The sequence below is a fragment of the Mixta intestinalis genome (genome assembly GCF_009914055.1).
GTDB classification, from domain to species: Bacteria; Pseudomonadota; Gammaproteobacteria; order Enterobacterales; family Enterobacteriaceae; genus Mixta; species Mixta intestinalis.
On record NZ_CP028271.1, the window covers coordinates 3,984,178 to 4,010,801 of the forward strand.

The 26,624-nt window shown below is 53.3% G+C and carries 23 protein-coding genes, 1 pseudogene and 1 riboswitch; of the genes and pseudogenes, 8 read left to right on the plus strand and 16 right to left on the minus strand.

All coding sequences use genetic code 11. The features are described 5' to 3' along the window. Positions 1 to 7 precede the first annotated feature (7 nt). The 9 genes from C7M51_RS18450 to C7M51_RS18490 all read right to left on the minus strand — a co-directional run bounded on the left by C7M51_RS18450 (position 8) and on the right by C7M51_RS18490 (position 12,351). The gene (locus C7M51_RS18450) at positions 8 to 2,302 is read right to left on the minus strand and encodes a type VI secretion system Vgr family protein (RefSeq protein ID WP_160622996.1); all 2,295 of its coding nucleotides are present in this window, start codon (positions 2,300 to 2,302) and stop codon (positions 8 to 10) included. A gap of 267 nt (positions 2,303 to 2,569) precedes the next feature. Beyond that, entirely contained in the window at positions 2,570 to 3,901 is a 1,332-nt protein-coding gene (locus C7M51_RS18455) for an MFS transporter (protein WP_160622997.1), read from the minus strand. Between the two features lie 285 nt (positions 3,902 to 4,186). Further along, on the minus strand, positions 4,187 to 5,194 hold the full coding sequence (yhjD, locus tag C7M51_RS18460) for an inner membrane protein YhjD (RefSeq protein WP_160622998.1): 1,008 nt from the start codon (positions 5,192 to 5,194) through the stop codon (positions 4,187 to 4,189). 55 nt (positions 5,195 to 5,249) lie between these two features. Continuing rightward, the gene (locus C7M51_RS18465) at positions 5,250 to 6,149 is read right to left on the minus strand and encodes a LysR family transcriptional regulator (RefSeq protein WP_160622999.1); all 900 of its coding nucleotides are present in this window, start codon (positions 6,147 to 6,149) and stop codon (positions 5,250 to 5,252) included. Positions 6,150 to 6,513: 364 nt separating this feature from the next. Then, entirely contained in the window at positions 6,514 to 8,913 is a 2,400-nt protein-coding gene (locus C7M51_RS18470) for a phosphoketolase family protein (RefSeq protein ID WP_160623000.1), read from the minus strand. A gap of 204 nt (positions 8,914 to 9,117) precedes the next feature. After that, positions 9,118 to 10,734, minus strand: a complete 1,617-nt coding sequence (gene mqo / locus C7M51_RS18475) for a malate dehydrogenase (quinone) (protein WP_160623001.1) — start codon at positions 10,732 to 10,734, stop codon at positions 9,118 to 9,120. A gap of 357 nt (positions 10,735 to 11,091) precedes the next feature. Further along, positions 11,092 to 11,487 (minus strand): YgiW/YdeI family stress tolerance OB fold protein, encoded by a 396-nt coding sequence (locus C7M51_RS18480; RefSeq protein ID WP_160623002.1) that lies wholly within the window; start codon positions 11,485 to 11,487, stop codon positions 11,092 to 11,094. A gap of 48 nt (positions 11,488 to 11,535) precedes the next feature. Beyond that, complete coding sequence (locus C7M51_RS18485) at positions 11,536 to 11,931, minus strand: YgiW/YdeI family stress tolerance OB fold protein (protein WP_160623003.1); 396 nt, start codon at positions 11,929 to 11,931, stop codon at positions 11,536 to 11,538. Positions 11,932 to 12,108: 177 nt separating this feature from the next. Beyond that, positions 12,109 to 12,351, minus strand: coding sequence for a DUF1158 family protein (locus C7M51_RS18490; protein ID WP_160623004.1), 243 nt, complete (start codon positions 12,349 to 12,351; stop codon positions 12,109 to 12,111). Between the two features lie 801 nt (positions 12,352 to 13,152). Between C7M51_RS18490 and C7M51_RS18495 the strand changes: the two genes are divergently transcribed. Both C7M51_RS18495 and C7M51_RS18500 read left to right on the plus strand, forming a co-directional pair. Beyond that, the gene (locus C7M51_RS18495) at positions 13,153 to 14,076 is read left to right on the plus strand and encodes an alpha/beta fold hydrolase (protein ID WP_160623005.1); all 924 of its coding nucleotides are present in this window, start codon (positions 13,153 to 13,155) and stop codon (positions 14,074 to 14,076) included. After that, positions 14,069 to 15,460, plus strand: a complete 1,392-nt coding sequence (locus C7M51_RS18500; RefSeq protein WP_160623006.1) for a hypothetical protein — start codon at positions 14,069 to 14,071, stop codon at positions 15,458 to 15,460. The genes C7M51_RS18495 and C7M51_RS18500 overlap by 8 nt, the downstream gene beginning before the upstream one ends. Before the next feature lie 78 nt (positions 15,461 to 15,538). On the opposite strand, the gene C7M51_RS18505 is transcribed toward C7M51_RS18500, so the two are convergent. After that, positions 15,539 to 16,015, minus strand: a complete 477-nt coding sequence (locus C7M51_RS18505; RefSeq protein ID WP_160623007.1) for a YciE/YciF ferroxidase family protein — start codon at positions 16,013 to 16,015, stop codon at positions 15,539 to 15,541. A 293-nt stretch (positions 16,016 to 16,308) separates the two neighbouring features. Then, a complete protein-coding gene (locus C7M51_RS18510; RefSeq protein WP_160623008.1) occupies positions 16,309 to 16,473 on the minus strand; it encodes a con-10 family general stress protein in 165 nt (54 codons plus the stop codon). A gap of 832 nt (positions 16,474 to 17,305) precedes the next feature. Here C7M51_RS18510 and C7M51_RS18515 point away from each other — a divergent pair. Then, the gene (locus tag C7M51_RS18515; RefSeq protein WP_160623009.1) at positions 17,306 to 18,661 is read left to right on the plus strand and encodes an SGNH/GDSL hydrolase family protein; all 1,356 of its coding nucleotides are present in this window, start codon (positions 17,306 to 17,308) and stop codon (positions 18,659 to 18,661) included. 125 nt (positions 18,662 to 18,786) lie between these two features. Here the strand turns inward: C7M51_RS18515 and C7M51_RS18520 are convergent. Beyond that, positions 18,787 to 18,951: pseudogene (locus tag C7M51_RS18520) on the minus strand (nucleoside hydrolase); the annotation flags it as partial. 137 nt (positions 18,952 to 19,088) lie between these two features. Next, a riboswitch (Fluoride riboswitch) is annotated at positions 19,089 to 19,160 on the plus strand. A 91-nt stretch (positions 19,161 to 19,251) separates the two neighbouring features. On the opposite strand from C7M51_RS18520, the gene crcB reads away from it, so the two are divergent. Further along, on the plus strand, positions 19,252 to 19,629 hold the full coding sequence (gene crcB / locus C7M51_RS18525) for a fluoride efflux transporter CrcB (RefSeq protein ID WP_160623704.1): 378 nt from the start codon (positions 19,252 to 19,254) through the stop codon (positions 19,627 to 19,629). Positions 19,630 to 19,686: 57 nt separating this feature from the next. Next, the gene (locus C7M51_RS18530) at positions 19,687 to 20,505 is read left to right on the plus strand and encodes a sugar phosphate isomerase/epimerase family protein (RefSeq protein WP_160623010.1); all 819 of its coding nucleotides are present in this window, start codon (positions 19,687 to 19,689) and stop codon (positions 20,503 to 20,505) included. On the opposite strand, the gene C7M51_RS18535 is transcribed toward C7M51_RS18530, so the two are convergent. Then, on the minus strand, positions 20,500 to 21,114 hold the full coding sequence (locus C7M51_RS18535; protein ID WP_160623011.1) for an alpha/beta hydrolase: 615 nt from the start codon (positions 21,112 to 21,114) through the stop codon (positions 20,500 to 20,502). The genes C7M51_RS18530 and C7M51_RS18535 overlap by 6 nt on opposite strands. 225 nt (positions 21,115 to 21,339) lie before the next feature. Between C7M51_RS18535 and C7M51_RS18540 the strand changes: the two genes are divergently transcribed. After that, positions 21,340 to 23,172 (plus strand): ABC transporter ATP-binding protein, encoded by a 1,833-nt coding sequence (locus C7M51_RS18540; protein WP_160623705.1) that lies wholly within the window; start codon positions 21,340 to 21,342, stop codon positions 23,170 to 23,172. Here the strand turns inward: C7M51_RS18540 and C7M51_RS18545 are convergent. The 3 genes from C7M51_RS18545 to C7M51_RS18555 all read right to left on the minus strand — a co-directional run bounded on the left by C7M51_RS18545 (position 23,169) and on the right by C7M51_RS18555 (position 25,328). After that, entirely contained in the window at positions 23,169 to 24,296 is a 1,128-nt protein-coding gene (locus C7M51_RS18545; protein ID WP_160623012.1) for a GNAT family N-acetyltransferase, read from the minus strand. The genes C7M51_RS18540 and C7M51_RS18545 overlap by 4 nt on opposite strands. A 71-nt stretch (positions 24,297 to 24,367) precedes the next feature. Beyond that, positions 24,368 to 25,129: a hypothetical protein gene (locus C7M51_RS18550; RefSeq protein ID WP_160623013.1), complete on the minus strand. Its 762-nt coding sequence runs from the start codon at positions 25,127 to 25,129 to the stop codon at positions 24,368 to 24,370. Position 25,130: 1 nt separating this feature from the next. Then, the gene (locus tag C7M51_RS18555) at positions 25,131 to 25,328 is read right to left on the minus strand and encodes a hypothetical protein (protein ID WP_160623014.1); all 198 of its coding nucleotides are present in this window, start codon (positions 25,326 to 25,328) and stop codon (positions 25,131 to 25,133) included. Positions 25,329 to 25,579: 251 nt separating this feature from the next. Between C7M51_RS18555 and C7M51_RS18560 the strand changes: the two genes are divergently transcribed. Both C7M51_RS18560 and C7M51_RS18565 read left to right on the plus strand, forming a co-directional pair. Then, positions 25,580 to 26,077, plus strand: a complete 498-nt coding sequence (locus C7M51_RS18560) for a type VI secretion system amidase effector protein Tae4 (RefSeq protein WP_208852108.1) — start codon at positions 25,580 to 25,582, stop codon at positions 26,075 to 26,077. Continuing rightward, on the plus strand, positions 26,074 to 26,517 hold the full coding sequence (locus C7M51_RS18565; protein ID WP_160623015.1) for a type VI secretion system amidase immunity protein Tai4: 444 nt from the start codon (positions 26,074 to 26,076) through the stop codon (positions 26,515 to 26,517). Before C7M51_RS18560 ends, C7M51_RS18565 begins: the two co-directional genes overlap by 4 nt. Positions 26,518 to 26,624 lie beyond the last annotated feature (107 nt).

The window sequence follows — 26,624 nt, forward strand, 5'->3', positions numbered from 1 at the left end:
ATTTTCCTTACGCATTAAGTTTTATTACAGCACCTTCCAGCGCTATACCTTCTTTATTTATAATAATTTTTGCGCCGCCAGCCCTAATGGTTATTTCACCCGTAGTAATGGAAATAAAATCACTTTTTCCTTCACCTATACCAAATAAAATTCCATTCGAAGCCTTTTCGTCAATTTTACCGTTGATGGTACGTATATCGTCTCCGTTAACCGTTAAATCGCGCCCGCCTTTTAGTTCTACTTTTTCCAGGCCAAGCACCGTCAGCTCATGCCTGGCTTTAAAGGTTTCCTTTACCCGCTGGTCAACGGTAGTCTCTTCCTCGCCGTGAACTATCTTGGTGCGCTTGCCGGTAACGTCCAGCTTTTCCTCGCCTTTAACATTGGCCGTCCTGTTAATGACTACGGTGGTCTCCTGATTACCTTTTACCGTAATCTCCTGGTTACCTTTCACCGTCACTTCGCGTTTACCATCCACCTTTAACCGGTCATCAATCTTCACGTTGCGCGTGCGGTTCTTTTGTACGGTGATGGTTTCATCGCCTTCCACCGTCGCTTTCCGGTCTTGTTTGATGGCGATAGTCTCTTTGCCGCTGACCTGCTCGTTACGGTTACCGCTAATTTCCAGCGTTTCGTTACCGGCAACCTTTTCGCTGCGGTTACCGGCGATGGTAATGGTTTCGTTGCCGTTAACGGTTTCGGTGCGATCCTGCTCAATGGTAGAGGTTTCATTCCCCGCGACGTTTTTTGTGCGGTTGCTGCCGACGCTATGGGATTCATCGTTTTTAACGTTGGTATCCATATTGCGTTCGGCCTGAATGAATACCTGCTCGGCTCCCGCTTTGTCTTCAAAGCGCAGCATATTGGCGTTACCTGGGGTACCGTCTTTGGTGCGGCTCATAAATCCCATTTGCGTTGCCGCTGCGGGCAATGACCAGGGAGGCATACTGGCTTCGTTATAAACGCGCCCGGTGATGATCGGACGATCCGGATCGCCGTTAATAAAATCGACGATTACCTCATCGCCTACGCGCGGGATCTGCACGCCGCCGTAGCCCTGACCGGCCCAGGCGCTGGAAACGCGTATCCAGCAGGAGCTACTGTCATCCCCTTTAGCCTCGCGATCCCAGTGGAATTTCACCTTTACCCGGCCAAAACGATCGGTCCAGATTGATTCCCCAGCTGGCCCCACCACTCTCGCCGTTTGCGGGCCGTAGGTACGCGGCCAGCGCGTTTTCGCTTCGGGACGAAACGGCATATCCGCAGGCAGCACGGTGAAATCAAGCTGATGTATTGAGGTGCCCGCGCTGCCGCTGGCATAGGGGTTCTCTTCAAACTGGTAGTCAACGGCGGTAATCAGATAGTCACGGTTATCACTGGGCACCGGCGCGTTAATCAGCGTAAAGGTGTAACCGGGACAGATACCGATAGCCGTGGCGGTGGCGTGAATCTGCATATGATCGACCGCCCAGCGCTGCTGGCGGATGCGGGCATAAAACTCGCCGTGCCCGTGCTCTACATAACGTCCTGGCCAGTCGTAAACGTCGATATTACCTGGCCTGGGTGATGTGGGGTTCTGCCTGGCCTGCAACAGCCAGGCATGCGGCTTACGAAAATCATAATCGTCAACGCTGTAGAGGCCCGGCGTGACGCGCATTTCCGGCTGCCATCGGGCGATGCCTTCCGCATCGGCCACGCCGCCGGTGGCGGTCTGATAATAGGGGATCGCTTCGTAAGTGGGGAAGGGCTTATGCGCATCCGGGCTGTCAGTTAATACCAGCGTATGGTTGCCATCTTCATGGCGGAAAAAATAGCTGATGCCCTCCAGCTCCATCAGGCGGCTGATAAAATCCAGGCTGCTTTCCTGGTACTGCACGCAATATTCCCAGTTGCGGTAGTTGCCGGTTAAGCGATCTTCTACGTTAACCTGATACTCGCTCAGCAGGGTTTTGACAATAAGCGGTACGGTGGTTTCCTGGAAGATGCGCAGGTTGCGATCGCGTTTCATCGGCCACAGATCTGATTCCAGCGTCAGGGCGTAAGAGGTGTAACGGGTGCCGTCCAGCTCCTGCGAGCCCACCACGACGCGGGTAATTTTACCGTTCAGCCAGCGGAATGATGCGGTGTGTTGCAGCGGGATTTGAAGAGTAAGCGGCTGCCCCAGCAGCGTAGCGCTGTCGATGCGCGGATGAGGACTAAGTAACGTAACGTTGAGGCTAAAGGGTTCAGACAGCGCTTCGCGACCGGATAACTTCCAGAACAGTAACTCTTCTGCCGGAGAACGGGCGATAATTCGGTTGAGCATAATTTATCATCCATGAGCAACGCACAGCATTTTCTGTATATTTTTTCGATTAGTACCGCCGGAAGGAATAAGGGTCAATTAAGCAATGTTAAACAATAGATTTACGGAAAACGCACAAAATTTTTCCCGATGCGAAAAAAGGTGCCATAGAGGCACCCCTGGATGCGGATATTATCCGTCGCGCGTGTAACAACTTGGCTGTAATAAAGCGCCAGATGGCATCCGTGCCAGCGACTTTATTCGCGGCGCTCTAATTATGTCAGCGCATCAGGCTTCATACAGCGTCTGATGGCGGGTCTCTTTACAGGCGAGCAGTGCCAGCAGCGTGAGTAATGCCATCGTGGCCAGATAAAGCCCCACGGCGAACAGCCCATAGTGTGCGTTAAGCCAGGCCGCGATATAGGGCGCGACCGAAGCGCCGAGGATCGACGACAGATTGTAGGAGAACGACGCGCCGGTATAGCGCACCTCTGTCGGAAACAGTTCCGGCAGCAGCGCACCCATCGGGCCGAAGGTCAGCCCCATAATGCTCAGGCCGATCAGCAGGAACAGCATCATCATCGTCTGGCTGCCGGAGGCCATCAGCGCCGGAAACAGCAGCGCAAACAGCATAATCCCCAGCGTGATCACAATCATCGTCTTACGGCGTCCGAAACGATCGGCCAGCAGACCGGCCACTGGCACCATTGCGCCAAAGCCAATCACCGCGACCATCAACATCCACAGCAGGCTGTTGCGTGAGAAGCCCAGCCCGGCAGGGACAGGCGCGGTGCCATAGCTCATCGAGTAGACGGTCATAATGTAGAATAGCGTGTAGGTCGCCAGCATAATAAAGGTGCCGAGAATCGTTGCGCCCAGATGCTTGCTCAGCAGGGTGCCGATCGGTACGCGTACCTGCTTTTTCTCTTTCTGTACCTTAGCGAAGACTGGGCTTTCATGCAGCGAAACGCGCACGTAGAGGCCGATAATCACCAGCACGGCGGAGAGGATAAAAGGTACGCGCCAGCCCCAGCTCATAAACTGCGCGTCGGTCAGCAGCCAGGAGAGCAGCAAAAACGTGCCGTTAGCGAAGAAGAAGCCGATTGGTGCGCCAAGCTGTGGGAACGAGCCATACAGCGCGCGTTTCTTCGCCGGAGCGTTTTCCGTTGCCAGCAGCGCCGCGCCGCCCCATTCACCGCCGAGACCCAGCCCCTGACCGAAACGCGCCAGCGCCAGCAGCAGCGGAGCAAAAACGCCAATAGAGTCATAGCCCGGCAGCAGGCCGATAACCACCGTTGAAATACCCATCGTCAGTAATGACGCAACCAGCGTTGCTTTACGTCCAACGCGATCGCCGAAATGCCCGAAAAGCGCGGAGCCGATAGGGCGGGCAACAAAGGCGATGGCGAAGGTTGCCAGCGACTGTAGCGTGGCAACGGTCGCATCGCCCTGCGGAAAGAAAATATGCGGGAAGACGATCACGGCGGCGGTGGCGTAGATATAAAAATCGAAAAATTCGATCGCGGTGCCGACCAGCGAAGCGATGACCACTTTACCGCGCGAATTAACCGGCGCGGCGGCGGTTTCAGTGTCGATTGTTGTTGCGATGGTTGCTTGCATAATTGTTTCTTATTTGTAAACCGAACAAAGAATCTTACGCACAGCTTCCGGCAGGTTCAATGGTGAAAAGCCGCGTCAACGCTGGGCTGAAGGCCGGAAAAGAGGATAATTTTTAACAAAAAAGCTTTACTGGCGGATGGCAAGGGAAACGGCCGGTTTTCTGGCGGGAACCACTGCAAAACGGGAAAATAAAAGTGAGGGGTTAGTTATTCATGCTGGCTATTGCGCAAATTTTGCCCAGGACGCGGCATTTTCCTCTGCTGTGCCGCGTCACTGGTGCTCAGCTTATTTTTTCCGCCGCAGGTTAAGCGGTGGATCGTTTTCATAATCGGCGGTCGCGATCCAGGCGGCGCAGAACAGCGTCAGGCGGGCAAAGAAGTAGAAGAAGGCCATCAGCCCCAGTACGGAGCCGAAGGCGGCACCGGAGGGCGACGAGGCGAGCTTGGGCAGCGTCAGGGTCATAATGAACTTGATCGCTTCAAAGCCGATCGCCGCCAGCAGCGTGCCGCGCAGCAGCGCTTTCTTATGCGGGCGATGGCGCGGCAGAATCCAGAAGATCCATAAAAACAGCAGGTAGTTGGCAAAAATAGAGATCGACAGAGCGATTAACGTCATTGCCGGACGCAGCCATTCTATATCCTCCAGCCCCAGCGCCCGCACGATCGCCGCCTGTGCCGCACCGGCAATAGAGGTCAGAGACAGGGTAATAATCAGCGCCAGCACCAGCCCGGTCAGGGAAATAAAGTCGCGGGTATATTTGAAATAGATCTTCTCTTTATCCTGCGCGCCGCGTTCCCAGACGTCGCGTGACTGGGCGCGAATCGCTTCACGCAGGTTGCCCATCCAGCTAATGCCGGAATAGAGCGCTACCAGCAAACCGGTAATACCTACCGTGGTGCGCTGTTCAACGGCGGTATGTACCGTATTTTTCAGCGTGCTGGCCAGCGTAGGATCGCTGATGCTGTTGACGATGCGCTCAATCAGTTCGTTCAGCAGCGTCGGGTGTGAGGCCAGCACGAAACCCACCGCAGCGAATGACACCATCAAAATGGGGATGAGTGACAGAAAAGAGAAATAGGTAATCGCCGCACCAAACTGGCTGCCGAGGCGATCGGTAAAGCGCTCTCCGGCGCGAATAAAATGTGCCACTGCCGGAATCGCCTGAAACCAGCTGACAAAGCGTGAAACGCGAGTGAGAGAACGATCGACAGTATGATTGCCGGTTTTAATATTAATCAGCGGCTTATTTTCTTCCTGCCGCTGTTCGGGTGGCTGCGCATGTTTTTCCGTCATGAACCGGACTCATCCTTCTGTTTTATTGCGTCAAATTCTCATTATAGCCGCGCCGTCACGCGACGTACTCTTTCATTACCTGCGCCAGCCATTCCATAAACACTCTGACACGCTGCGTCAGGTTGCGGCGGTGCGGCCAGAGCAACAACAGCGGTATCGGACGAGCACGGAAATGGGGCAAAACTTCCACCAGTTGCTGATTCTCCAGCAGCGGCTGCACGCCGTAATGCGGTGCCTGAATAATACCCAGCCCGGCCTGGCAGGCATGGCGATAAGCGGGCGTCGAGTTGACGGTCAGCGCGCCGCCGGTCTGGATAAAGTGGCTGCGCTGTCCATCGTAATACTCAAAGCCTGCGGGCGCTGCGCCCAGCTGTTGGCTGTAATGCACCATCGCATGCTGCGATAAATCCTCCAGCCTGAGCGGCATCCCGAAGCGCATCAGATAGTCGGGGCTGGCACAATTGATCATTGCCAGCTGGCCCAGCGTACGGCTCATCAGGCTGGGATCTTGTAGTTGCCCGATGCGCACTACACAGTCAAATCCTTCACGGATGGCGTCTACCTGGCGATCGCTGCTGCTTAGCTCCAGTTCCAGGCCGGGGTAGTGCTGCAAAAAGTCGGGCAGACGGGGAATAATAATATCGGTTGCCAGCGCCACCGGCATATCCACCCGTAGCCGCCCGCTGAGCGTCGCTGGCTCACTCTGAAACAGTGCATCCATCTCATCCAGCGTGGCCAGTACGTCGCGGCAGCGTTCATAGTAGATCAGCCCATCCTGAGTCAGCTGAACACGCCGCGTCGTGCGGTGCAGCAGACGCGCGCCCATACGCTCTTCCAGGGCCTGAACTTGCCGTGAGACGCTGCCCTTTGGCTGACCAAGACTTTCTGCCGCACGGGTAAAGCTTTCCATTTCTGCGACAGTAACGAAAACCTTCATTGCATGAATTTTATCCATCTTAAAACCCGTTTGTTGTCGTAAATGAAACAATGAAGCGTTATCTGTCTGCTTTAGCCATAGGAAACGATTCAATATGCTCATTTTTTACTCTTAGGCAAGGCTGTGATAGGAAAAAAGTTAATAAAATCACGTTAATTGATGGGGTAGCACCCTTTTAGGGGGTTATTGCGTACAGAATCGGTCATAAAACGGGGCTGTTGGTTGTTTTAGCGGGTATGGACAGAGGAAAATATTGCAAAGACAAAGAGACTGGCGTCAGGGCAAGCCGGGGAGCGTTATGCAACGCTGCTGGCGCTGCGGTATACGTCACCGCCAGCCTGTTGAAGCACCAGGCGGCCTCCCGGAGCAGGCCGCCTGAGGTTTATTCCGGCACGTCGCTGCTGCCCTGTTGCGACGGCCACTTCCAGTTACGCACTTCTGGCACATCTTCACCATATTCACGTACATAGCGATGATGTTCAGCAATTCTCTCTGCAAGATCGTCGAGTATCGCGTCTGCTTTACCCTGTAGCGCAGGCACGCGCAGAAGCGCCTCCTGCGCCAGATGGTAGCGATCCAGCTCGTTCATCACTGTCATATCGAACGGTGTGGTGGTGGTGCCTTCTTCCATAAAACCGCGCACGTGGAAGTTGCGGTAGTTATTGCGCCGGTAGGTCAGCCGGTGGATCAGGCTGGGGTAGCCGTGGAAGGCGAACACGACGGGCTTGTCGGTGGTAAACAGCTGGTCAAATGCCTCATCTTCCATGCCGTGTGGATGCTCATCTTTGGTTTGCAGCGCCATCAGATCGACCACGTTGACTACGCGCACACTCAGATCGGGCAGATATTCACGCAGCAGGTCGACCGCTGCCAGCGTTTCCATCGTGGGCACATCGCCCGCACAGGCCATTACCACATCGGGCTGTCGGCCCGGCTGTTCGTTACCTGCCCACGTCCAGATGCCCATGCCCGCTTCACAGTGTTGAATGGCCTGGTCCATCGTGAGCCACTGCGGCTCCGGCTGTTTACCGGCGACGATAACGTTAATCCGATCCCAGGTTTTCAGGCAGTGATCGCCCACCCACAGCAGCGTATTGGCATCCGGCGGCAGATAGATACGCACAATATCTGACTTCTTATTCGCGACGTGATCGATAAAGCCGGGGTCCTGATGGCTGTAGCCGTTGTGGTCCTGACGCCAGACGTGTGAGGAGAGCAGGTAGTTCAGCGAGGAAACCGGTTCGCGCCACGGCAGCTTGCGCGTCACTTTCAGCCATTTCGCGTGCTGATTAAACATCGAATCAATGATATGGATAAAGGCTTCGTAGCAGTTAAACAGGCCGTGACGCCCGGTAAGCAGATAGCCTTCCAGCCAGCCCTGACACTGATGTTCACTAAGGATTTCCATCACTCTGCCATCGGGTGCCAGCTGTTCGTCATAGTCGCGTACCTCTTCCATCCAGGTGCGGCTGGTAACGTCAAAGACCTTACTGAGGCGGTTAGAAGCCGTTTCATCCGGGCCGAACAGACGAAAGTTATCTTTATTACGCTGGAAAATGGCGCTCAGATACTGCCCCAGCACTTCCGTGGACTGTACCTGTTTTTCGCCCGGCGTGGTGACATCAACGGCAAAATCGCGGATATCGGGCGTTTCCAGTTCGCGCCGCAGCCGTCCACCGTTAGCGTAGGGTGTTGAACCCATACGTTTATCGCCCTGCGGTGCCAGCGCACGCAGCTCCGGCTTCAGCCGCCCCTGTTCGTCAAACAGATCTTCCGGCTGATAGCTGCGCATCCAGTTTTCCAGAATCTGACGATGCTCATCGTTTTCACGGCAGGAAGAGACCGGCACCTGATGCGCACGCCAGAAATCTTCCACCTTTTTGCCATCCACCGTTTGTGGGCCGGTCCAGCCTTTCGGGCTGCGCAGAATAATCATCGGCCAGCGCGGAATGGCTTCTGACGTTTCGCCGCGCCGCGCGCGCTGCTGATAGTCGCGAATTTTATCGAAAGCCTTATCCAGCGTCTCGGCCATCAGCTGATGCATTTTCTCCGGCTCGTGGCCGCAAACGAACAGCGGCTCATAGCCGTAGCCGCTAAACAGCTGATGTAAATCCTCATCGCTGCTGCGCCCCAACAGCGTCGGGTTAGCGATTTTATAGCCGTTGAGGTGCAGGATTGGCAGCACTGCGCCGTCGCGTGCCGCATTGAGAAATTTGGTGCCGTGCCAGCTGGAGGCGAGCGGGCCGGTTTCCGCCTCGCCGTCGCCGATAACGCAGGCGGCGATCAGATCGGGATAGTCAAATACCGCGCCGAAAGCGTGCGACAGCGAATAGCCCAGTTCGCCACCTTCGTTAATCGAGCCTGGGGTTTCCGGCGCGGCGTGGCTGGGTATGCCGCCGGGAAAAGAGAACTGTTTAAACAGCCGCTGCATTCCCTGCGCATCTTCGCTGATATCGGGATAGATTTCGCTGTAGCTGCCTTCCAGCCAGGTATTAGCCACCATTCCCGGCCCGCCGTGTCCGGGGCCGCAGATATAGATCATATCCAGATCGCGCTGGCGGATAATACGGTTGAGGTGCGCATAGATAAAATTGAGCCCCGGCGTGGTGCCCCAGTGCCCCAGCAGACGCGGCTTGATATGTTCTGCTTTTAACGGCTCGCGCAGCAGCGGGTTATCCATCAGATAAATTTGCCCGACCGACAGATAATTGGCGGCACGCCAGTAGCGATCGAGCAGGGTAAGTTCTTCGGCGGCATTCGGTTTTGACGTTGGGAGCGTCATGTTTTCCCTCCTGTGACAACAATCACAACTACGGGGCCAGCCCGCAACGGAATTCACTACTCCTTAAACCTAATAGAAGAATGCCTTATCAGCCAAAAAACCGGCAATTTTAGGGATTTTTACCTGAAAATATCGGTGGATGATGCTTTGCGCCGATAAAAAAAGCGGCATTGCTGCCGCTCTGATGGGGTATTTTGAAGTGGGTTACTTGCCCATGACGGCGGCGGTATGCGCTGGCTCGTCGTTGGCGGCAGCCGGCGTTGACGGTTTGTAGTCCAGCTGCAAAATCCGGCTGGTTTCTGCCAGTTCACGCTCGGTTGCGCTGATATTGCCGTTCAGCTTCTGACCAAGGGAAGGAATCAGCTCCTTCAGCTTCGCCTGCCATTCCGGTGTCGCCGCTTTTTCCTTAAACACTTTTTGCAGCAGCGTCAGCATAATTGGCGCGGAGGTGGACGCGCCCGGTGAAGCACCCAGCAGCGCGGAGACGGTGCCGTCCTGCGAGACGATCACTTCCGTACCCAGCTGCAATACGCCACCTTTTTTCGCATCTTTCTTAATAATCTGTACGCGCTGACCCGCCTGCACCAGACGCCAGTCCTCTTTTTTCGCTTCCGGGAAATAGGCCTTCAGCGCCGTATAGCGATCGTTTTCGCTGAGCATCAGCTGGCTGACGAGGTATTTCACCAGATTGAAATTGTCTTTACCCACGCACATCATCGGCAACAGGTTGGTGGGGGTAATCGATCCAAACATATCCCACAGCGAACCCTGCTTAAGGAATTTGGTTGAGAAGGTGGCAAATGGCCCAAACAGCAGCACCTGCTTGCCATCCAGCACGCGCGTATCCAGATGCGGTACTGACATCGGCGGCGCGCCAACCGAGGCTTTACCATATACTTTCGCCAGATGGCGTTTTACCACTTCCGGGTTTTCCGCTACCAGGAAAGAGCCGCCAACCGGGAAACCGGCATAGTTTTTTGCTTCCGGAATACCGGTTTTTTGCAGTAGCGGCAGCGCCGCGCCGCCTGCGCCGATAAACAGGTATTTCACGTTAATCGTTTTGAGCTTGCTACTGTTCGTCAGATCGGCCAGCGTGACTTTCCAGCTACCGTTTGCGTTGCGCTCAACATCACGCACTTCGTGACCGGTGCGCAGCGTAAAGCTGGCGTGTTTACTCAGTGACGCTACCAGCTGACGCGTAATTTCACCGAAGTTTACGTCAGTACCGATATTGATACGCGTAGCGGCAACCCGCTGTTGCGGATCGCGTCCGGCCATCATCGCAGGCACCCATTTAGCAATCTGCGCGCGATCTTCTGAATACTCCATGCCGCGGAACAGGGTGCTTTTTTGCAGCGCTTCATAGCGCCTGCGCAGGAAATTGATGTTGTCGTCACCCCAGACGAAGCTCATATGCGGAGTGGTATTGATAAAGCTGCGCGGATTACGCAGGATGCCTTTCTGCACCAGAGACGCCCAGAACCGGCGGGAAATCTGGAAGGATTCGTTGATCTCTATCGCTTTGCTGATATCGATGGTGCCGTTTTTTTCCGGCGTATAGTTCATTTCTGCCAGCGCGGAGTGACCAGTACCGGCATTGTTCCAGCCGTTTGAGCTTTCTTCCGCCACTTTCCCCTGGCGCTCTACCATCTCGATAGTCCAGTCCGGCTCCAGCTCCTGGAGATAAGTGCCTAAAGTAGCACTCATGATCCCTCCGCCGATGAGCAGTACATCGACGTCCTTTTCCCCTTCTGCGGCTGCATTCTTGCTGAGTCCCGAAGCATTCATAGACAGCGTTGAAGGTAATGCTGATTTACGCATGAGGCGACATCTCCGTCCGTTGATGAATCAACGGTAATTGCAGGTGAAAGAGACCGTCTTCTTTCAGGCGGGTTAACCTCTTTCCATAAACTTCTGAAATCATCCCAGTATAACCATACTAAAAATGCAGGTTAACTGCACGTTATATGTACCGAAGGAAATATAACATTTTCGCAATAAAATTGAATAAATTGTTTAAAATTTAAAAGGTGATTAAGTTTTAATCAGTATATTGGGATGTGGCTCACAAGGCCTTTGTTAAAGATGTTAAGAACATATCAGGCGCTTCAGATAAGGAATAGCAGGTAAGCGTTCCCTTACTTTGAAATCTAAGGGAACGGTAAATAAGTGGGGGAATTAAAGCAGATACAGTTTTTCGACTTTCACCAGCACGCGGTTGCCATGATGTTGCACGGTGCCGTTTACCGAAATTAAATCGTCTGGTTTGACCTCCTGGCCCTGCCAGACATCATCATCGATCTGTAGCTGCGCCGTGCCTGAGCGATCGCGCAGCTGCCAGGTCTTATTACCGCTCTGACGGATAATATTGCCCTGTAACGTAACCGTATCGCCGCTGGAAAGCCGGGGAAGCTGTTTAGCGGCGGTGATCTGCTGGTTATCGGTAACGGCGCGATAACCCTCTTTTTGATCTTCAGGCGGCGGTGCGGTGCCGTGCGGATTAAAACCGCCGTCAGCGGCCAGCACAGGGGCGGTCAGCAGGACCGCCAGAGCCAGCGTCAAGATTTTATTCATCTTCGCCTCCCCTGCTCTCCGTTAGTTTTACGGAGAGCCGGTGCTTACTTAGGGTACGCCCAGCTGTTCAACATCGATCCAGCGGCGTTTACCATCGTGGCGCAGGCGTCCATTCAGGCGAACCTGATCTTCGGCATCGTAGGTTTTGCCGTCAAACACCTTTTTCGGGATCACCAGGTCGATATTATCTTTCGCGCGATCGCGCAGCTGATAACTCTGCTCGCCTTTTTGCTTGACGATATAGCCCTCCAGCGTGACCCAGGCACCGTCGCGCATGGTTTTTACCTGGCTAATCGGCGGTGAAGTAGTGTCTTCGGTGCCTTTATAGCCGCTGTCTTGGGTACGCGGCGGCGTTTCACCGCTCTTATAGCCGCCTGCGTCTTCGGCGAAAACGGGCAGAGCAAACAGCGCGATCAGCGCGGCAACAGTGAATTTTTTACCCATAGCTTCTCCTTAATGATTGTCCTTTCGGGCCAGTAAAACAGGCCTTATCCGCTAATAAGCCTGGCACAGTCTCATTAAGTTGTGAGGATTCGACGTAAAACGGCGCGGCTTATCCAGCATCGACAGGGTGGGCGACAGCGAGCCAGGCAAAACATCAAAAGACGATTCAGGCAGGCGTTACACCTGAGCGAAGCGCCGCCAGAGGAAGCGGATGATAAAGAACTCAATGCTGCCCAGCAGCAAAAACCACAGGCAAAGGACGATGGTATAAAGCTGGCCCAAATCACTGAAATGAAACAGCGACATCAGGCGAGCCGAAAGCTGCGGGCCGAGCGCGGGTGCAGGCAGCAGCAACGCGGAGAAAAAGCCCAGCAGTAAAATGCTTAACGGTGCCAGCCAGTTTTCAAAAGTAGATTTCATAATGGTTAAAAAATGGTAACAAAGCGGAGGGCTATTCTCCGGCAATTGGCATGCCGGTTCAACGCTTAACGCCAGCAAGAACATAAAGGTGAAGTTTTTCCACTGGATTAAGGAGTTATTGCCATTATGGCTAAATTCTGATTATTTTAATTGATTAAAAATCAATAAATTAAACAGATTTCTTATGTTGTGAATGCCGTCAAAAAGCATTTGTGTTTAACTCTTATTTAAGAGTAAATTTGCATAATAGTGCGAAATTTTGTGATCTGCTTCAAGAAAATATTGCCGCTCCAACGCCTGCTCGTTATAATTTTTGTTGTAATTTTCAACAAAATTTTAGCAGGTCACAGGTTATGAAAAAGTTTTTCCAGTATGTGTTTCATGCTTATGTTGAAGCTTTTAAGCATGTCCCGCCGGGCGCGCTGAACTAACGGCGTTGCCGCCATCGAACCCTCGATAACCGCGGCCAGGGAACGACCGATGGTTATCAAATTCTCTGTTATTCGCCTTCTTTACCTTCTCTTTTTTTCTTTCCAGCGCTGATTTTTATCTCAGATGCGAGCGATCGTCCAAAGTATATGTGCGCGGCTGCTGGCGTGCCGTTGTTAACCACTTGTCCTACACGCTGCCAAAACAGATGGGCCAGGCTGCCTGCGCTGTCACTCTCCTTTTCTCCTAAATAGCGATTGTTGATAGTCGCCGCACAGTTTTGTCACTCTGCTCCCCCGATGCCCTGGCAGACAAGGCGAAGCGTCATTTAGCACCTAAACTTAGCGGATATCGTTACTCTGAGGGCAGCTGATGAAGAGAATATCCCGGCGACGCGGGCCAGATCACCGCGCACTTCTTCTCGGTATGGCTGCCGCCGCAGCCGGAACCGCTCTGTTTGTCAGGCAATGGCGTAAATGGCAGCAGACGCCGCCGGTCGGCATTCACAGCCACCAGGCAGGCCTGGCGGGTTACTATCAGCAAATTGGCCCGTGGCGCATGTTTACCCGCACCACACCGGAAACGCGCCCTGGTTTACCGGTTGTGCTGTTACACGGCCTGGTGCTCTCCGGGCGGGCAATGGAAGATTTAGCGCTGGCGCTCGGCTGGGAATATCGCGTGCTGGTGCCCGATCTGCCAGGCTTCGGCGGTAGCGCTTTTCCTTCCTCGCAGCCGGTACTGGATGTCGATCGGCTGGCGGAGGCGCTCTGGATGTGGATGCAGCAAAACCAGCTGTCGCGGGCGATATTTGTCGGTAACTCATTTGGCTGTCAGGTATTGGCGGCGCTGGCAGTAGCGCATCCTGAGGCGGTTGCCGGACTGGTATTACAGGGTCCGACCGTCGATCGTCGCTGCCGTTCGCTGTCGCATCAGCTGTGGCGTGAATGGCGTAACGGACGTCGTGAGGCACATCGTTCTTCCGCCGCGCTCAGCCGCGTTGATTACGCTAAAGCGGGCATCTGGCGCGCTTTTGCCACCATGCGTGCCATGATGCGCGATCGCATTGAACAGCGTCTGCCCTATATCAAAGCGCCAACGCTGGTGGTACGCGGCTCGTTTGATGTGGTTTCGCCTGCGCGCTGGGTAGAGGAGATCGTTGCCCTGCTGCCGCGCGGGGAGATGATGACGCTGCCGCAGGGCACCCATATGCTGCACTATGTTTATCCGTGGAGCTATAGCCGCGCGATTCGTCCCTTTATTGCCCGTGTGCAGAAGGAGCAGGAAAACCATGAGTAAACCTCCTCGCGGTATCGCCCGCTATGATTCGGCGGCGGCAATGGTTACGGCGTTAAGCAACGCTCTGCATCAGCGCCCGTTCAACAGCCCCAGTCAGTCACCGACGCTGGATCGCGTTCTGCCCGCGCTGAATCTGCTACCCGATCGAATGCGTGAATGGAGCTACGCGGTGGGCGGCATGACGGAAGGCATCACTCTGAGCCAGGTACAACAGCTGGATATCGAAGGTATTGCCCGCTGGATTGCCGCCCAGTATCCGCAGCAGCAGTATCCGGCGGTGTTCGTCGGCTCTTCTAACGGCGCGATGGTGCATCTGGCGGCGGCGATGGGCGTGCCCTGGCTACCGCAAACTTTCCTCTGCCCGGTACGTTCGCTGCATAACGATCCTGATGATGCACAGGAAGGGATAACAAACGGCAAACCCGCGACCGATGCGCTGTTAGCAACGTCGCCACATATCGCCGTGCATCAGATGCAGGACCCGAATCAGGATCGTCTGATGCTTGAGCAAATTGGCTATTTTCGTCTTAAGCATCGCAAGCTGCCGCTGGAGTACAGCGAGTTTTTATTAAGTGCGCTGCCGCCGGGCGGCACATTAGTTATCAACCACTGTACATTGCAGTGGCCTGCTACCCGCACCAGCGATCGCTCGTTTTATCAGTTCGGCGCTTCAGGTGGCGCAACCGAACAGGAATATTTTCAGGGCGGGCCACGGGTTATGGAGCACCTGGCGCGCTACGGACGTGAAGAAGAAAAATGGACGCCGCCAACGCCCGACGTGATCGTGCCCGAAGCGGAGTGGGGGTTTGACGCGCACCTGATGGCGGAACTGAAAAAGCTGGCCAATACCCAGGGCTGGAAGCTGGTAGAACTGCGCTATGAGAACCCTGAGGCGCTGAGCTTTGTCACCGCAGAAATTTATCGCGACTGGTATATGTCGGCGGGCGTCATCGCTTCGCGGCTGGTGGTCGATAATTTCCTGCTAATGGATCCCTGGACCACCATGCAGCAGTACGCGATTCCTTTCTGGCTTTCGTTCTGCACTGAACCTTCCGCCAGTTCGCTCCAGCGTTATCTCGATCGCCAGCCGCCGTTCCGCAATATCGATCTGATGCTCTTTTCGCACGGAACCGAGAGCATCGGCATGGCACCCATCGAGCGCTGGCGGCAACTGCTGAACTACGCCAGCGATGAGGGCAACTTTGTCGGTGTCGATCCGGAACGTTTTCCTCGCGACTTTGCTTCGCTAACCCGTTTCGATCGTGAGCTACAGCAGCGTGCGCCACTGCTGCCACCGCCCGATGCGCTCACTACCGAGGCGTTTCTGGCAGGCGTACAGCGTTATGGTGATAAGTTTCAAGTGGAGTGTTTACAGCACAACTAAGCGCTGAGCGATGGGAGAGAAAGTAATAAAGGCAAGGCGGGAAGGGAGGTCAGGCCATGTGACCTGACCTGAAAACCATTACTGCGTTTTTTCAGCGATGAGGGTCAGTTTTTCATCGGTTGCTTTCTCTTCTTGCAGCGTTTCTTCCAGCAGACGTGCCGCTTCTTTATAGCCCAGCTTAACAGCCAGCGCACGCAGCGTGCCGTAAGCGGCAATTTCGTAGTGTTCTACTTTCTGTGCTGCACCGATCAGGCCCGCATCACGTACTACGCCTTTCTCAACAGAATCAATAATTTCCTGCGCTTCTTCTACCAGGCCTTCCAGCGCATGGCATTTCATACGTTTGATACGAACTTCAGGTGTAGCTTCAACCAGCTGGTCGAGGCGCTCGATTTGACCCTGCGTTTCTTCCAGATGAGTTTTGAACGCTTCGATAAGTTTTTCATCGGTAGCAGCGCGGGCCATTTTCGGCAGGGCACGGCTGATTTGTTTCTCAGCGCTGTAAACATCAGAGAGATCGTGGATAAACAGGTCTTCCAGCGTCTTAATACTCATAATTGACTCCATAACCAAAGGGATTAATTTATTAATTAAATATGTCAGGGTAAGGCACCCTGTTAATTCAAGTATAGACAAAAATAATTAGATGCAACGTGTCAAAAGCAGCTTTAAGACTCATCCTGCTTTTATCGCTTCGGTTGTTATACATATTTTCCGGCAACAGAATTATCTATGAAGATTGAAACTAAGTAAGGGGAAAAAGCGACGGAAAAAAATAAAGATTCCCGCAGTGCGATATTCACACTGCGGGTCAGACTAATCTTTACAGGTGGTTACCCGCGATAAGATTAGCTACGACGGCTGTTCTGACCGCCTTTCTTGCCTGCTTCAGAGGCTTTTTCACGGTCATTTTTGAAATTGCCGCCGCTATGCTGGCCGCCTTTTTTACCTGCTTCAGACGCTTTCTGACGATCTTCTGCAAAGTTACCTGAACCACCACGATGCTGAGTCATATTATTTCTCCTCGTATGAGTTAACAGAATGCATATATTTATCAGTGGGGAGATAAATATATGCGCATCCAACGCTTTTAAATCTAGCTTTTCCTTAAAATGAAGCAAGTTTCAGTCCGGAAAAAATTTTGTTTATGATAGAGAAAAACATATAAGTGCGTAAGTTAAAACAAGAAAAATAAAATGTATTTTTTTATTACTAAGAGCTTTGGTAGCGACAAGGCGTTTCGCTTGTTAGCTGTTGAGGCCAGATTGCATGTTTTTGTTGCGGAACACACCTGTAAGGCAATTATGCTGTCCTGTGCGGCTGCTTTTGATATATAGCAGTAAATGTTACATAACAGGAGAACAGGCCTGTGGTTTCCTTGTTATTGATATCATACCGATAGCAACTATTAATGTGCATAACCAGACCTGGATAATTACGAAACGTCACTAAGCGGCTTGGCAGAAAGGCCCCGATGCATAATCAACTTCCCGACGCTATTGTTAACAATCCCAAAAAAACGATGGAAAGACGCTTTGATGTTGCAATGAAAGCGTGAAATCGTGGCTATTTCAGCGGTGAGGTATAATGATATTTTGATTATCTGACAGTTTTATCGCTTGATAATTAACTTGTTGAGTGTAGCGAAAAATTTTTTTGCATCGTTTCTGAATTGCAGGCATTTATTAGCAGAAGTAAATTGTTATTTTCAACAACTAAATTAATATCAATGTCGGAGGTTTTTTAAATTTACGTCGGTAAATTTTACATATCTATTAAAATTGTGAGGATTTAATTTTCACCATTGTTCTGTGCGCTTGTTGCTAAAAATAAAAAGGAGTTTTCATGCAAAGAATAACAATTGCTCTATTTTTGAGCGTGTTTACGATGAACAGTTATGCTCTTCCAGCAGAGCAATCTGACTCCGCCATATCTGTTGTAAAATTAGATAAGATGATAGGTAGCACCAAAACGGAACCATCATTTGATGACAGCGAATTAAATAAAAAAGTTACCTCCAGAACGTTAAGTTCAACTCAAAATAGCACATATATAAAATGTACTTACCGGCTTGATAACGATCCTACCAATCCAGGCTCGTCATGGATGTGGGCTAAATACCCGCCTCAGCCTGACAGCTATGCAATAGTATATGGCTATTGGCGCGATAACCAAATGTCCACCAATATGTTCTACACTAAAGCTTCTGCTCAGCATCTGGAGGAAATCTGTAAATTCACCTTACGTCAGGCGGGAGTTAACAGTGATTTTACCTTACCTTATGCCGGCGACTCTTTTTTCTCATACTATTATAATTTCTGGAGCCAGGGCAGTAATCTACCGGAAGCGGATCTGGCGGGAATTAAACTGGACAGAATGGTAATATTCGGTGATAGCCTTTCAGATAACATCAATGTCTATAATGCCACCCGTGGCGTTATCCCTCAAAACATGACCTGGTTTTACGGGCGTTTTTCCAATGGTCTGTTATGGCATGAGTACTGGACAAAGGATAAGTTACATATTCCCGGTTATGTTTGGGCAACCGCTAATGCAGAAAGTAATTTCAAGCCTCTGTTTCCCGGCTTTACCGAACAACTGGATAACTTTAAAAACTATATAACCCATGCTGATGGTTATGATATAAAGAAAACATTATTTATCGTACTTTTTGGCGGCAACGATTTTATTACCGGTAATAAGGTTCCGGATGATATTATCAACGCTTATCGCAACAATCTTGGAAGACTGGCACAAATGGGAGCCGGACAAGTTGCTATACTGAACCTGCCCGATTTCTCTGGTATTCCCGCAGTGCGAAACTGGAGTGCGGCTGATAAGCAAGCATTAAAAGAGAAATCCGCTCTGTTTAATATAAAACTGGAAGCGTTAGTTAAGGAATTACAGGCCACTTATTCTGATACTCGTTTTGTTACGCTTTCGCTGGATAAAGCCTTCTCGCATCTGCATACTCATGCAGCTGAACTGGGCTTCGTCAACACCACTGAAACCTGCCTCGATATCAAAGGTGACAAAGCGGTTTATGCCTACTATTACTCGCCACGAGAGGCTTGTAAAAATAGCGCTGGAAAATATATCTACTGGGATCCAATGCATCCAACAACCTACACTTATTCTCAGCTGTCCGAAATGCTGTTCGATGAACTGGTGACTAAGCTGCAAGCGCAAGCGGCAGAATAATTCGCTGTTTACTTCATTTAAACCGTCGGACCAAAGCGGCCCGACGGTTTAAATATATTTTTGCCAGCATATTCCGACTTCCGACGCCTGGTTGATAGCGCTGGCGATATATCGGTCAGCGGGCCGATTTCCGTTTTATGGCAAAACAGGCGGGCGTTTTTTACCGCCTGCTCCACCGCAACGTTGCCGAATACGGTGGTAATGCCCAGCAGACGCTGGGTGTTCGCGGCGTAGGCCAGCGCAAAGGCGTCATCGACGCCGATATCGGTATCCAGAATAATGTCGTGCACCGCGTTATCCTCCACGGAGTAACTGTTGTGAATTCAGCATCAACCATCCGACAACTGACGGCAAGAAATACGGTTTTTTAGCAGGCATTTCTCTACTTCCCGACTATTGTCTGCCAGGCCCGCCATCGCTACACTACGTCACCTAAGGTGATGGCGTTCCACCTTTCCCAACCGCTCCGGTTTTCGGGGCTGATGACGCCTGACACGACACATGAAGGTGTGGCGCGCGTCAGGAGGTCTGTCGTTTCCACCGCGCGGCGTACCCTGTTAAATAATCATCTGCTTTGGATTGTGACGATGATGCTGAAATCGATGCTGGCCGTGATGTTTGGCGGCGCCGCAGGCTGTACGCTGCGCTGGTTAATCTCTTTACGCTTTAATGCGCTGTTTCCTAACCTTCCTCCCGGCACGCTGCTGGTTAACCTGGCGGGCGGGCTGATAATCGGTATGGCGACCGCCTGGTTTATGAAGCATCCACAGCTTTCGCCGGAGTGGAAGCTGCTGATCGTCACCGGGCTGTGCGGCGGCCTGACCACCTTTTCCACCTTCTCGGTAGAGATGATGACGTTGATGCAGAGCGGGAAATATCTCTGGGCGATGGGGCATATGCTGATCCACGTTATCGGTTCGCTGCTGATGACCTTTGCCGGTTTTCTGCTGGTCACGCTGCTCAGCTAACGGCGATTACCTTCTACAGTTAAACAGGGCGGCAGTCCCGTTCAACAAGGAGGATCGATGAGCAACAACCCTACATTTCTTAATTTAGTGCTGCTTTCCGGCGAAACCCATGCGCAGCTACAGGCAGCTAAGCAGGCTGGTTTTGATCGGGTAGAAATTTGGCAGAACAACATTGAGTCCGCCGAGGGCGGCGCGGCGGCGGTACGCGAGCAGGCGCAGCAGCTGGGGCTGGGCTTTATCAACTGTCAGGTGCTGAGCGATTTTGCTGGCGCTCCGCTGGACATCCGCAACGAAAAACGCCGACAGGCGCAGCAGTTTTTCCAGCTGGCGCAGGCGATTGGTTGCGATACGGTACAGGCCCCCGCCTGTACCCGCGCTGATTGCCAGGCCGATCTGATCGATGAAGATTTACGCTGGCTCTCCGCTGAAGCGGCGCGTCATCAGCTACGTATTATGTATGAGCCGATGGCCTGGAGCACTATTGATAACCGGCTGGAAGCGACCTGGCAACGACTGGAACGCCTGGCGCTACCCAATGTTGGGCTGGTAGTGGATCTGTTCCATATTACCGCGCGCGGCGATGATGCCCGTGTGCTGGATACTATCCCGCCAGAACAGATTTATGAGGTGCAGCTGTGCGATACGGTAGAGGCGGTTACGCCGGGAGAAATGGATCGGCTGATCGAGACGGCGCGCCATCGTCGGCTGCTGCCTGGTGACGGTAATTTACCGGTGGCGGAGTTTGTTGATGCGCTGAAACGCAAGGGCTACCGCGGTCCGGTAGGCATTGAAGTGTTCAACGATCGGCTTCAACAGCAGCCGCCACAGCGTGCAGCCCAGCAGGCGTTCGCCGCGCTACGCCGCTGCTGGTCATAACGCGTCGGTAATATCGAAGCAGCGGGCAATAAAGCTGACCGCTCGCTGCGCGCCCGCCCCGGAAATGGTGTGACCGATGCCGTTTTCAAACAGTGTCTCCACCGGCAAACCCGCAGCCTTCAGCCGCAGCGCGGCAGATTCGCTCTCTTCCCAGGGGATCACCGCATCAACCCGGCCATGCGCCAGCAGCACTGGCGTATGGCGTAGCGGTATCAGCGGCTCGGGCGTTGCCAGCCGACCGGAAAAAGCCACCACGCCCGCCAGCGACCAGCGCCCCGATGCCAGCGCGTCCAGCGCCATCATTGCGCCCTGCGAAAAACCGACCAGCAGTACCTTTTCTGGCCGATCGATCTGATGCGCGTTTAGCAGACCGCGCAGCGTGTCGTCGAAGGCGGAACGGGCGGCGATTAACCTGTCGACGCGGTTTTGCGGCGTAACGCCGTCGAGACTGAACCACTGATAACCGGGGCCATGATCGAAGCGAAAAGGAGCGTCAGGGGCGGCAAAAGTGACGCCCGGCAAGTGGGGTGCCCAATGTAGTCCGAGCCCGGCTAAATCATCGCCGTTGCTGCCGACCCCATGCAGAAATATCACCCGTTTTTTTGTCATCTTCGCCTCCGTCAAACGCGCTTTTCAGGAAATAATTTGCGCTCTGTAAGCGCGGCAAAATGCCTGCCGCTTACGTTGGTAAGTGGTTGGGAGAAACAAGGAAAGCCGCGCCAGGCGCAGCGCGGGGAGGAATTTCCTCGCGGTGTGCTTTAAGCGGCGGCATTCAATCTCCGTGGCAATATGCACTAAGCTCAGAGTCTTGTCGTTTAAAAAGTGAGCGTGACTATGCTGTTCCGCCGTTTCGAACGTTATATCAATATCTTCCAGGATGCGCCAGGCGATGCGCCGCCCGACAAGGTTGGCGCGTTTTACCGCTATTTTTTGCGCCAGGTCTGGCGTAGTTTTGCGGCGCTGCTGACTGTGGGTCTGATCACCGCGTTGATTGAAGTGGCGCTCTATCGCTACCTGAGCCAGCTGATTGATATGGTTAACGCCTCCTCGCCCACCACGTTTTTTCAGGAACACTGGGGAGCGCTGCTGTGGATGGCGGCGGTAGCGCTGGTACTGCGTCCGCTGTTTATCGGCCTGCACGATCTGTTAATCCATCAAAGCATCGGGCCAAGCCTCGGCAGCCTGATCCTCTGGCAAAACCACAGCTACGTGCTGCGCCAGAGTCTGAAGTTCTTCCAGAACGATTTTTCCGGACGTATCGCGCAGCGCATTATGCAAACCGGCAACGCGCTGCGTGATTCGGCGGTGCAGATTGTTGATGCTATCTGGCATGTCTCGATTTACGCTATCACTTCGCTGGTGCTGTTCGCCGGGGCAGACTGGCGGCTGATGCTGCCGCTGATTATCTGGATGATCGCCTACGCCAGCGTGCTGCGCTATTTTGTGCCGCGCATCAAGGCGCGTTCGGTTGTCTCCTCTGAAGCGCGCTCGAAGCTGATGGGCTGTATCGTTGATGGCTATACCAATATCACCACCCTTAAGCTGTTCGCCCATACCGATCTGGAACAGCGCTATGCACAGGAAGCGATTGGTGAGCAGACGGAGAAAACCCAGCACGCCAGCCGGATGCTCACCGGCATGGATATCACTCTCTCCACCCTTAACGGCCTGCTGATCGGCTGTACCTGCGGGCTGGCGCTCTGGCTGTGGAGCGAATCACTGATTACCGTAGGCGCTATCGCGCTGGTTACCGGCCTGGTGATCCGTATTGTGAACATGTCCGGCTGGATTATGTGGGTAGTGAACGGCATCTTCGACAATATCGGTACGGTGCAGGATGGGCTGAGCACCATCTCTCAGCCGCTGAGCGTGACCGATGCGCCGGAGGCGAAGCCGCTGCGTGTCTGGCAGGGCGCGATCCGTTTCGATAACGTACGCTTTGACTATGGCGGCGGACGTCATGTGATTAACAGCCTCAACCTTACTATTCAGCCGGGAGAAAAAATTGGCCTGATCGGGCCATCGGGTGCCGGGAAATCGACGCTGGTGAACCTGCTGCTGCGGCTGTATGACCTCAACGACGGGCGCATCAGTATCGATGGTCAGGATATCACTCAGGTTACCCAAACCAGCCTGCGGGCGCAGATCGGAATGATTACGCAGGATACCTCGCTGCTGCATCGTTCGATTCGCGATAATTTACTTTACGGGCGGCCTGACGCTAGCGAAGAGGAACTCTGGACGGCGATTCGTCGGGCACGGGCGGATGAGTTTATCCCGCTGCTTTCTGATAATCAGGGACGTACCGGGCTGGATGCGCATCTCGGCGAGCGCGGCGTGAAGCTCTCCGGCGGTCAGCGCCAGCGGATCGCCATTGCCCGCGTGTTGCTGAAAGATGCGCCGATTCTGATTATGGATGAGGCGACGTCGGCGCTCGATTCTGAGGTAGAAGCGGCGATTCAGGAGAGCCTGGATATGCTGATGGAAGGGAAAACGGTGATCGCCATCGCTCACCGCCTCTCAACGATCGCCCGGCTGGATCGGCTGGTGGTGCTACAGCATGGCAGGATTATCGAAATGGGTAATCATCATCAGCTGCTGGCGCAAAATGGTCTGTATGCCCGCCTGTGGCGTCATCAGACGGGCAACTTTGTCGGCGATGATTAAGAGGCGTCGCGGCGGTAGGGTAACGCCTGCCGCGCCTCTTCTGACCAGGCGCGCACCGCTTCCCGCTCCTGCGGTAAAAATTCGGCCACCGCCTGCTGCAATCCTTCGTGGCGCAGCCGATGCCATGAGCGCGTCAGAACAGGCTCAAACCCGCGCATCAGCTTATGTTCGCCCTGCGCGCCCGCATCGAAACGGCGTAGCCCGTGGGTGATGGCGTAATCAATGCCTTGCCAGAAGCAGGTTTCAAAGTGCAGCCGGTCAAACTCCGCCAGGCAGCCCCAGTAGCGTCCATAGAAAGTGTTATCGTCGAGCAGGCTGAAGGCCATCGCCACCGGCTGCGCGGCGTGCAGAGCGAACACCACGCGGATTGCCTCCGGCATCCGTTCAGCCAGCAGGCTAAAAAAATCACGCGTCAGATAGGGCTGTTGACCGCGCACCGCATAGGTATTGGCGTAGCAGTCATAGACGAAATCCCACTGCGTCTCGCTCAGTTCGCCACCGCTCTGCCAGTGGAAAGTGATGCCGCTGGCGGCGACCTGCTCGCGTTCTTTACGGATCTGCTTGCGCTTGCGTGACATCAGCGTATCCAGGAAATCCTGAAAATCGCGGTAGCCGGGGTTATGCCAGTGATACTGGCAGCCGAGGCGCTCCAGCCAGCCCGATCCGGCGGCCAGCAGCGTATCGCTGCGGGCATCGGTAAAATTGATATGCGCGCCGGAGAAGCCGTAACGGGCCAGCGCTTCAGGCAGTTCCGCCAGCAGCGTCGTCAGCGCGGCGTTTTCTCCCAGCAGGCGCGGCCCGCTCACCGGGCTGAACGGCACCGCGCCGAGCCACTTGGGGTAATAGCGGATACCGGCGCGCTGGCAGGCATCGGCCCAGCTATGATCGAAAACGTATTCTCCCCACGAATGGCTTTTGCCGTAGCCGGGCAGGGCGGCGCGCAGTCGGCCCTGCTCCGTCCAGACCAGATGCGCCGGTTGCCAGCCGCTGCGTGCGTTTACGCTGCCGCTCTCTTCCAGCGTGCTGAGAAAGGCGTGGCGTAAAAACGGGTTGTTATCCGGCAGCAGCGCATCCCACTCGGCGGGAGAGACGGCGGTAAGAGAGGCAAGAAAGGAGAGCGACATCAACAGACTCCGGCAAAGGGCGGGCGTCGGCCCACCCGAAAGGGAAGTATCACCTTAGCATAGTTTGCCTGTTAGCTATCTTCGCGCATATTCAGCGCCAGCGCGCTGGCGGGATCGAACAGCGACAGGCTCTCAATCTGATCCAGCAGGATGACCTTGCGGAACGCCAGCGCCGACTGCGGCTCTGAGGTCAGGGTGATGTCATGTCTGGCGTACCAGGCGCTGTAGTTATGTTCGACAATCAGATCGAGCGTTTTACTGTCACGGTAGCCGCTCAGCATCGGGATCAGCACCACGTTGTTGGCATCGGCGCTGTCAAAGGAAGAAGTATGAATCATGCCGATATAGATACGGTGCGAGGTCAGGGTAATCCATGCCAGCTCGCCCTGCTCCATACACTGATAAAGCAGATGTTCCACGCCGTTGGAGCGAGACAGCATATTGTAAAGTTCACGCCGACCGCGTCCGTCAAGGCGCGCGCTACCCGCCCAGTTGGAGCGATAAAGGCAAAACAGCACGGCGAAGGTGAGCATAATCACTACCGGGGCCTGGATGCCGAGAAAGCTCCAGTTCATAAACTCGATATGATAGTAATGATATTCGCTACCGAAATATTGCGGCAGCGCGTTCATCGCAGCGGAGGTCGCCAGCAGCAGCAGCCAGATTATTGCGGTGGCAATCACGCCCTGGATAACGAAAATGCAGCCGTAAAGCGCCACCAGGAAATAGACGTCCCAGCCAAAGGTGCGCTTAAATTTGAAGCGGGTAGAGAGATCGCGGCTGCTGTACCAGTAACCACAGACCATCAGCACCATAAATATCGCCGTTCCCATACTATGCCCTCTTTAACGCTGCAACGTGGCGGGCAAAATCTTTCTGCACCTCCTTGCTGTGAATGTTGACCATCGCGCTGCCATTTTCATCGATTATGATGCGATCGCCGTCTTCAATCGAGTCCTGTACATCATCCTGAGACATCACCTGAAGCAGTTTTTCCGGGCTGGTAAATAATGAACGAATCAGCTTAAGCATTACTTTTCCTCCTTTAACATCAAGTGTAGGAAGGGATAGCGGCTTTGGTGTCTGAAACTGCAACGAAGCGGTAAAAAACGGGAACGGCAGAGGAACAAAGGCGATACGTCGTGGAGCGTTGCTAAAATGCCCCGGCCATTATGTAGAATTCATTATGACTGACATTTATTATTTTATTAATCACGCAGCGCTTTATTAAATAATTAAAAATATTATGCTATTTTAAATATGTTAATTAAGGGGAAAATATCATGCGTCCTACTTTTTCTGCTGCCTGGTCAGCAGCGTTACGTATTTATCACCCCAGTAATTCAGCGGCTAAAGTGGCCGAAACCATTGGCGGATACGTTAAAGTAAATATTAATAACCCCGATGCGAAAAAACGCTGGACTAACACCTGTGCGGTACGTATGAGTTATATTCTTAATTACTCTGGAATGCGTATACCCGCCCTAAGAGGGCAGACGGTTACTGGCGGTGATAAACGTCAATATTTCTTTCGCGTCAACGACCTGATTCAGTTCCTTAAATATAAATGGGGAGCACCAGAAATAGTGAGTTATCCACCAGCAGACGCAGGGAAACTGTCTGGAAGACAGGGTGTTATCCTGTTTCAAGTTACCGGATGGTCTGATGCTAACGGACATGCTACATTATTTAACGGCGTGAGATGTTATGATCGTTGTTATTTTAATGAGCCTGAGGCGAGATATCATACTGAAAGAGCAAACTTCTGGAGTTTACAATGAAGTTTATTTTATCCTCCCTGTTTCTCCTGTTTATGTTATCCGTCAGCCTGCTGGCAAGAGGCACGGAAAAAATTCGAATCACTTCTCCGCAGGCAGCGATGCGTACCTATAAGCAAAACTATAAAGATATGGTGCTGGCAGAGTGCGTCGCTAGTGCTTACCGTGATGAGCCGCGTGCGACACAGGATGCGGGTAGTAGCGTTAGCGCACTGCGCGACTGGACTTATTACGATATGGAAAAAGCGCCAGGCGCGATAAACAGACTGGTAGAGAACTATCTGGCACGCGATTATCATAATCCGCTGGTTGAGCCGGAAGTCAGCGGCGTTCGCTTTGAGCTGCTCAAGTGCTTCGATCTGTATCACAGCGAGGCGCTGGAAAAACAGGCCCGACAGCTGGTTATTAATCCTGAACGCACTTATCGGCAGGATAATCCCTAACCTGCCGCAACTTCATCGCAGGTGAATTTTTCCGTTTCTCATTCCGGCATCTGGCTGGAGTCCTTCAATTTTTATACTTTTTTTACATCCCGCCGCCTTAATTTAAC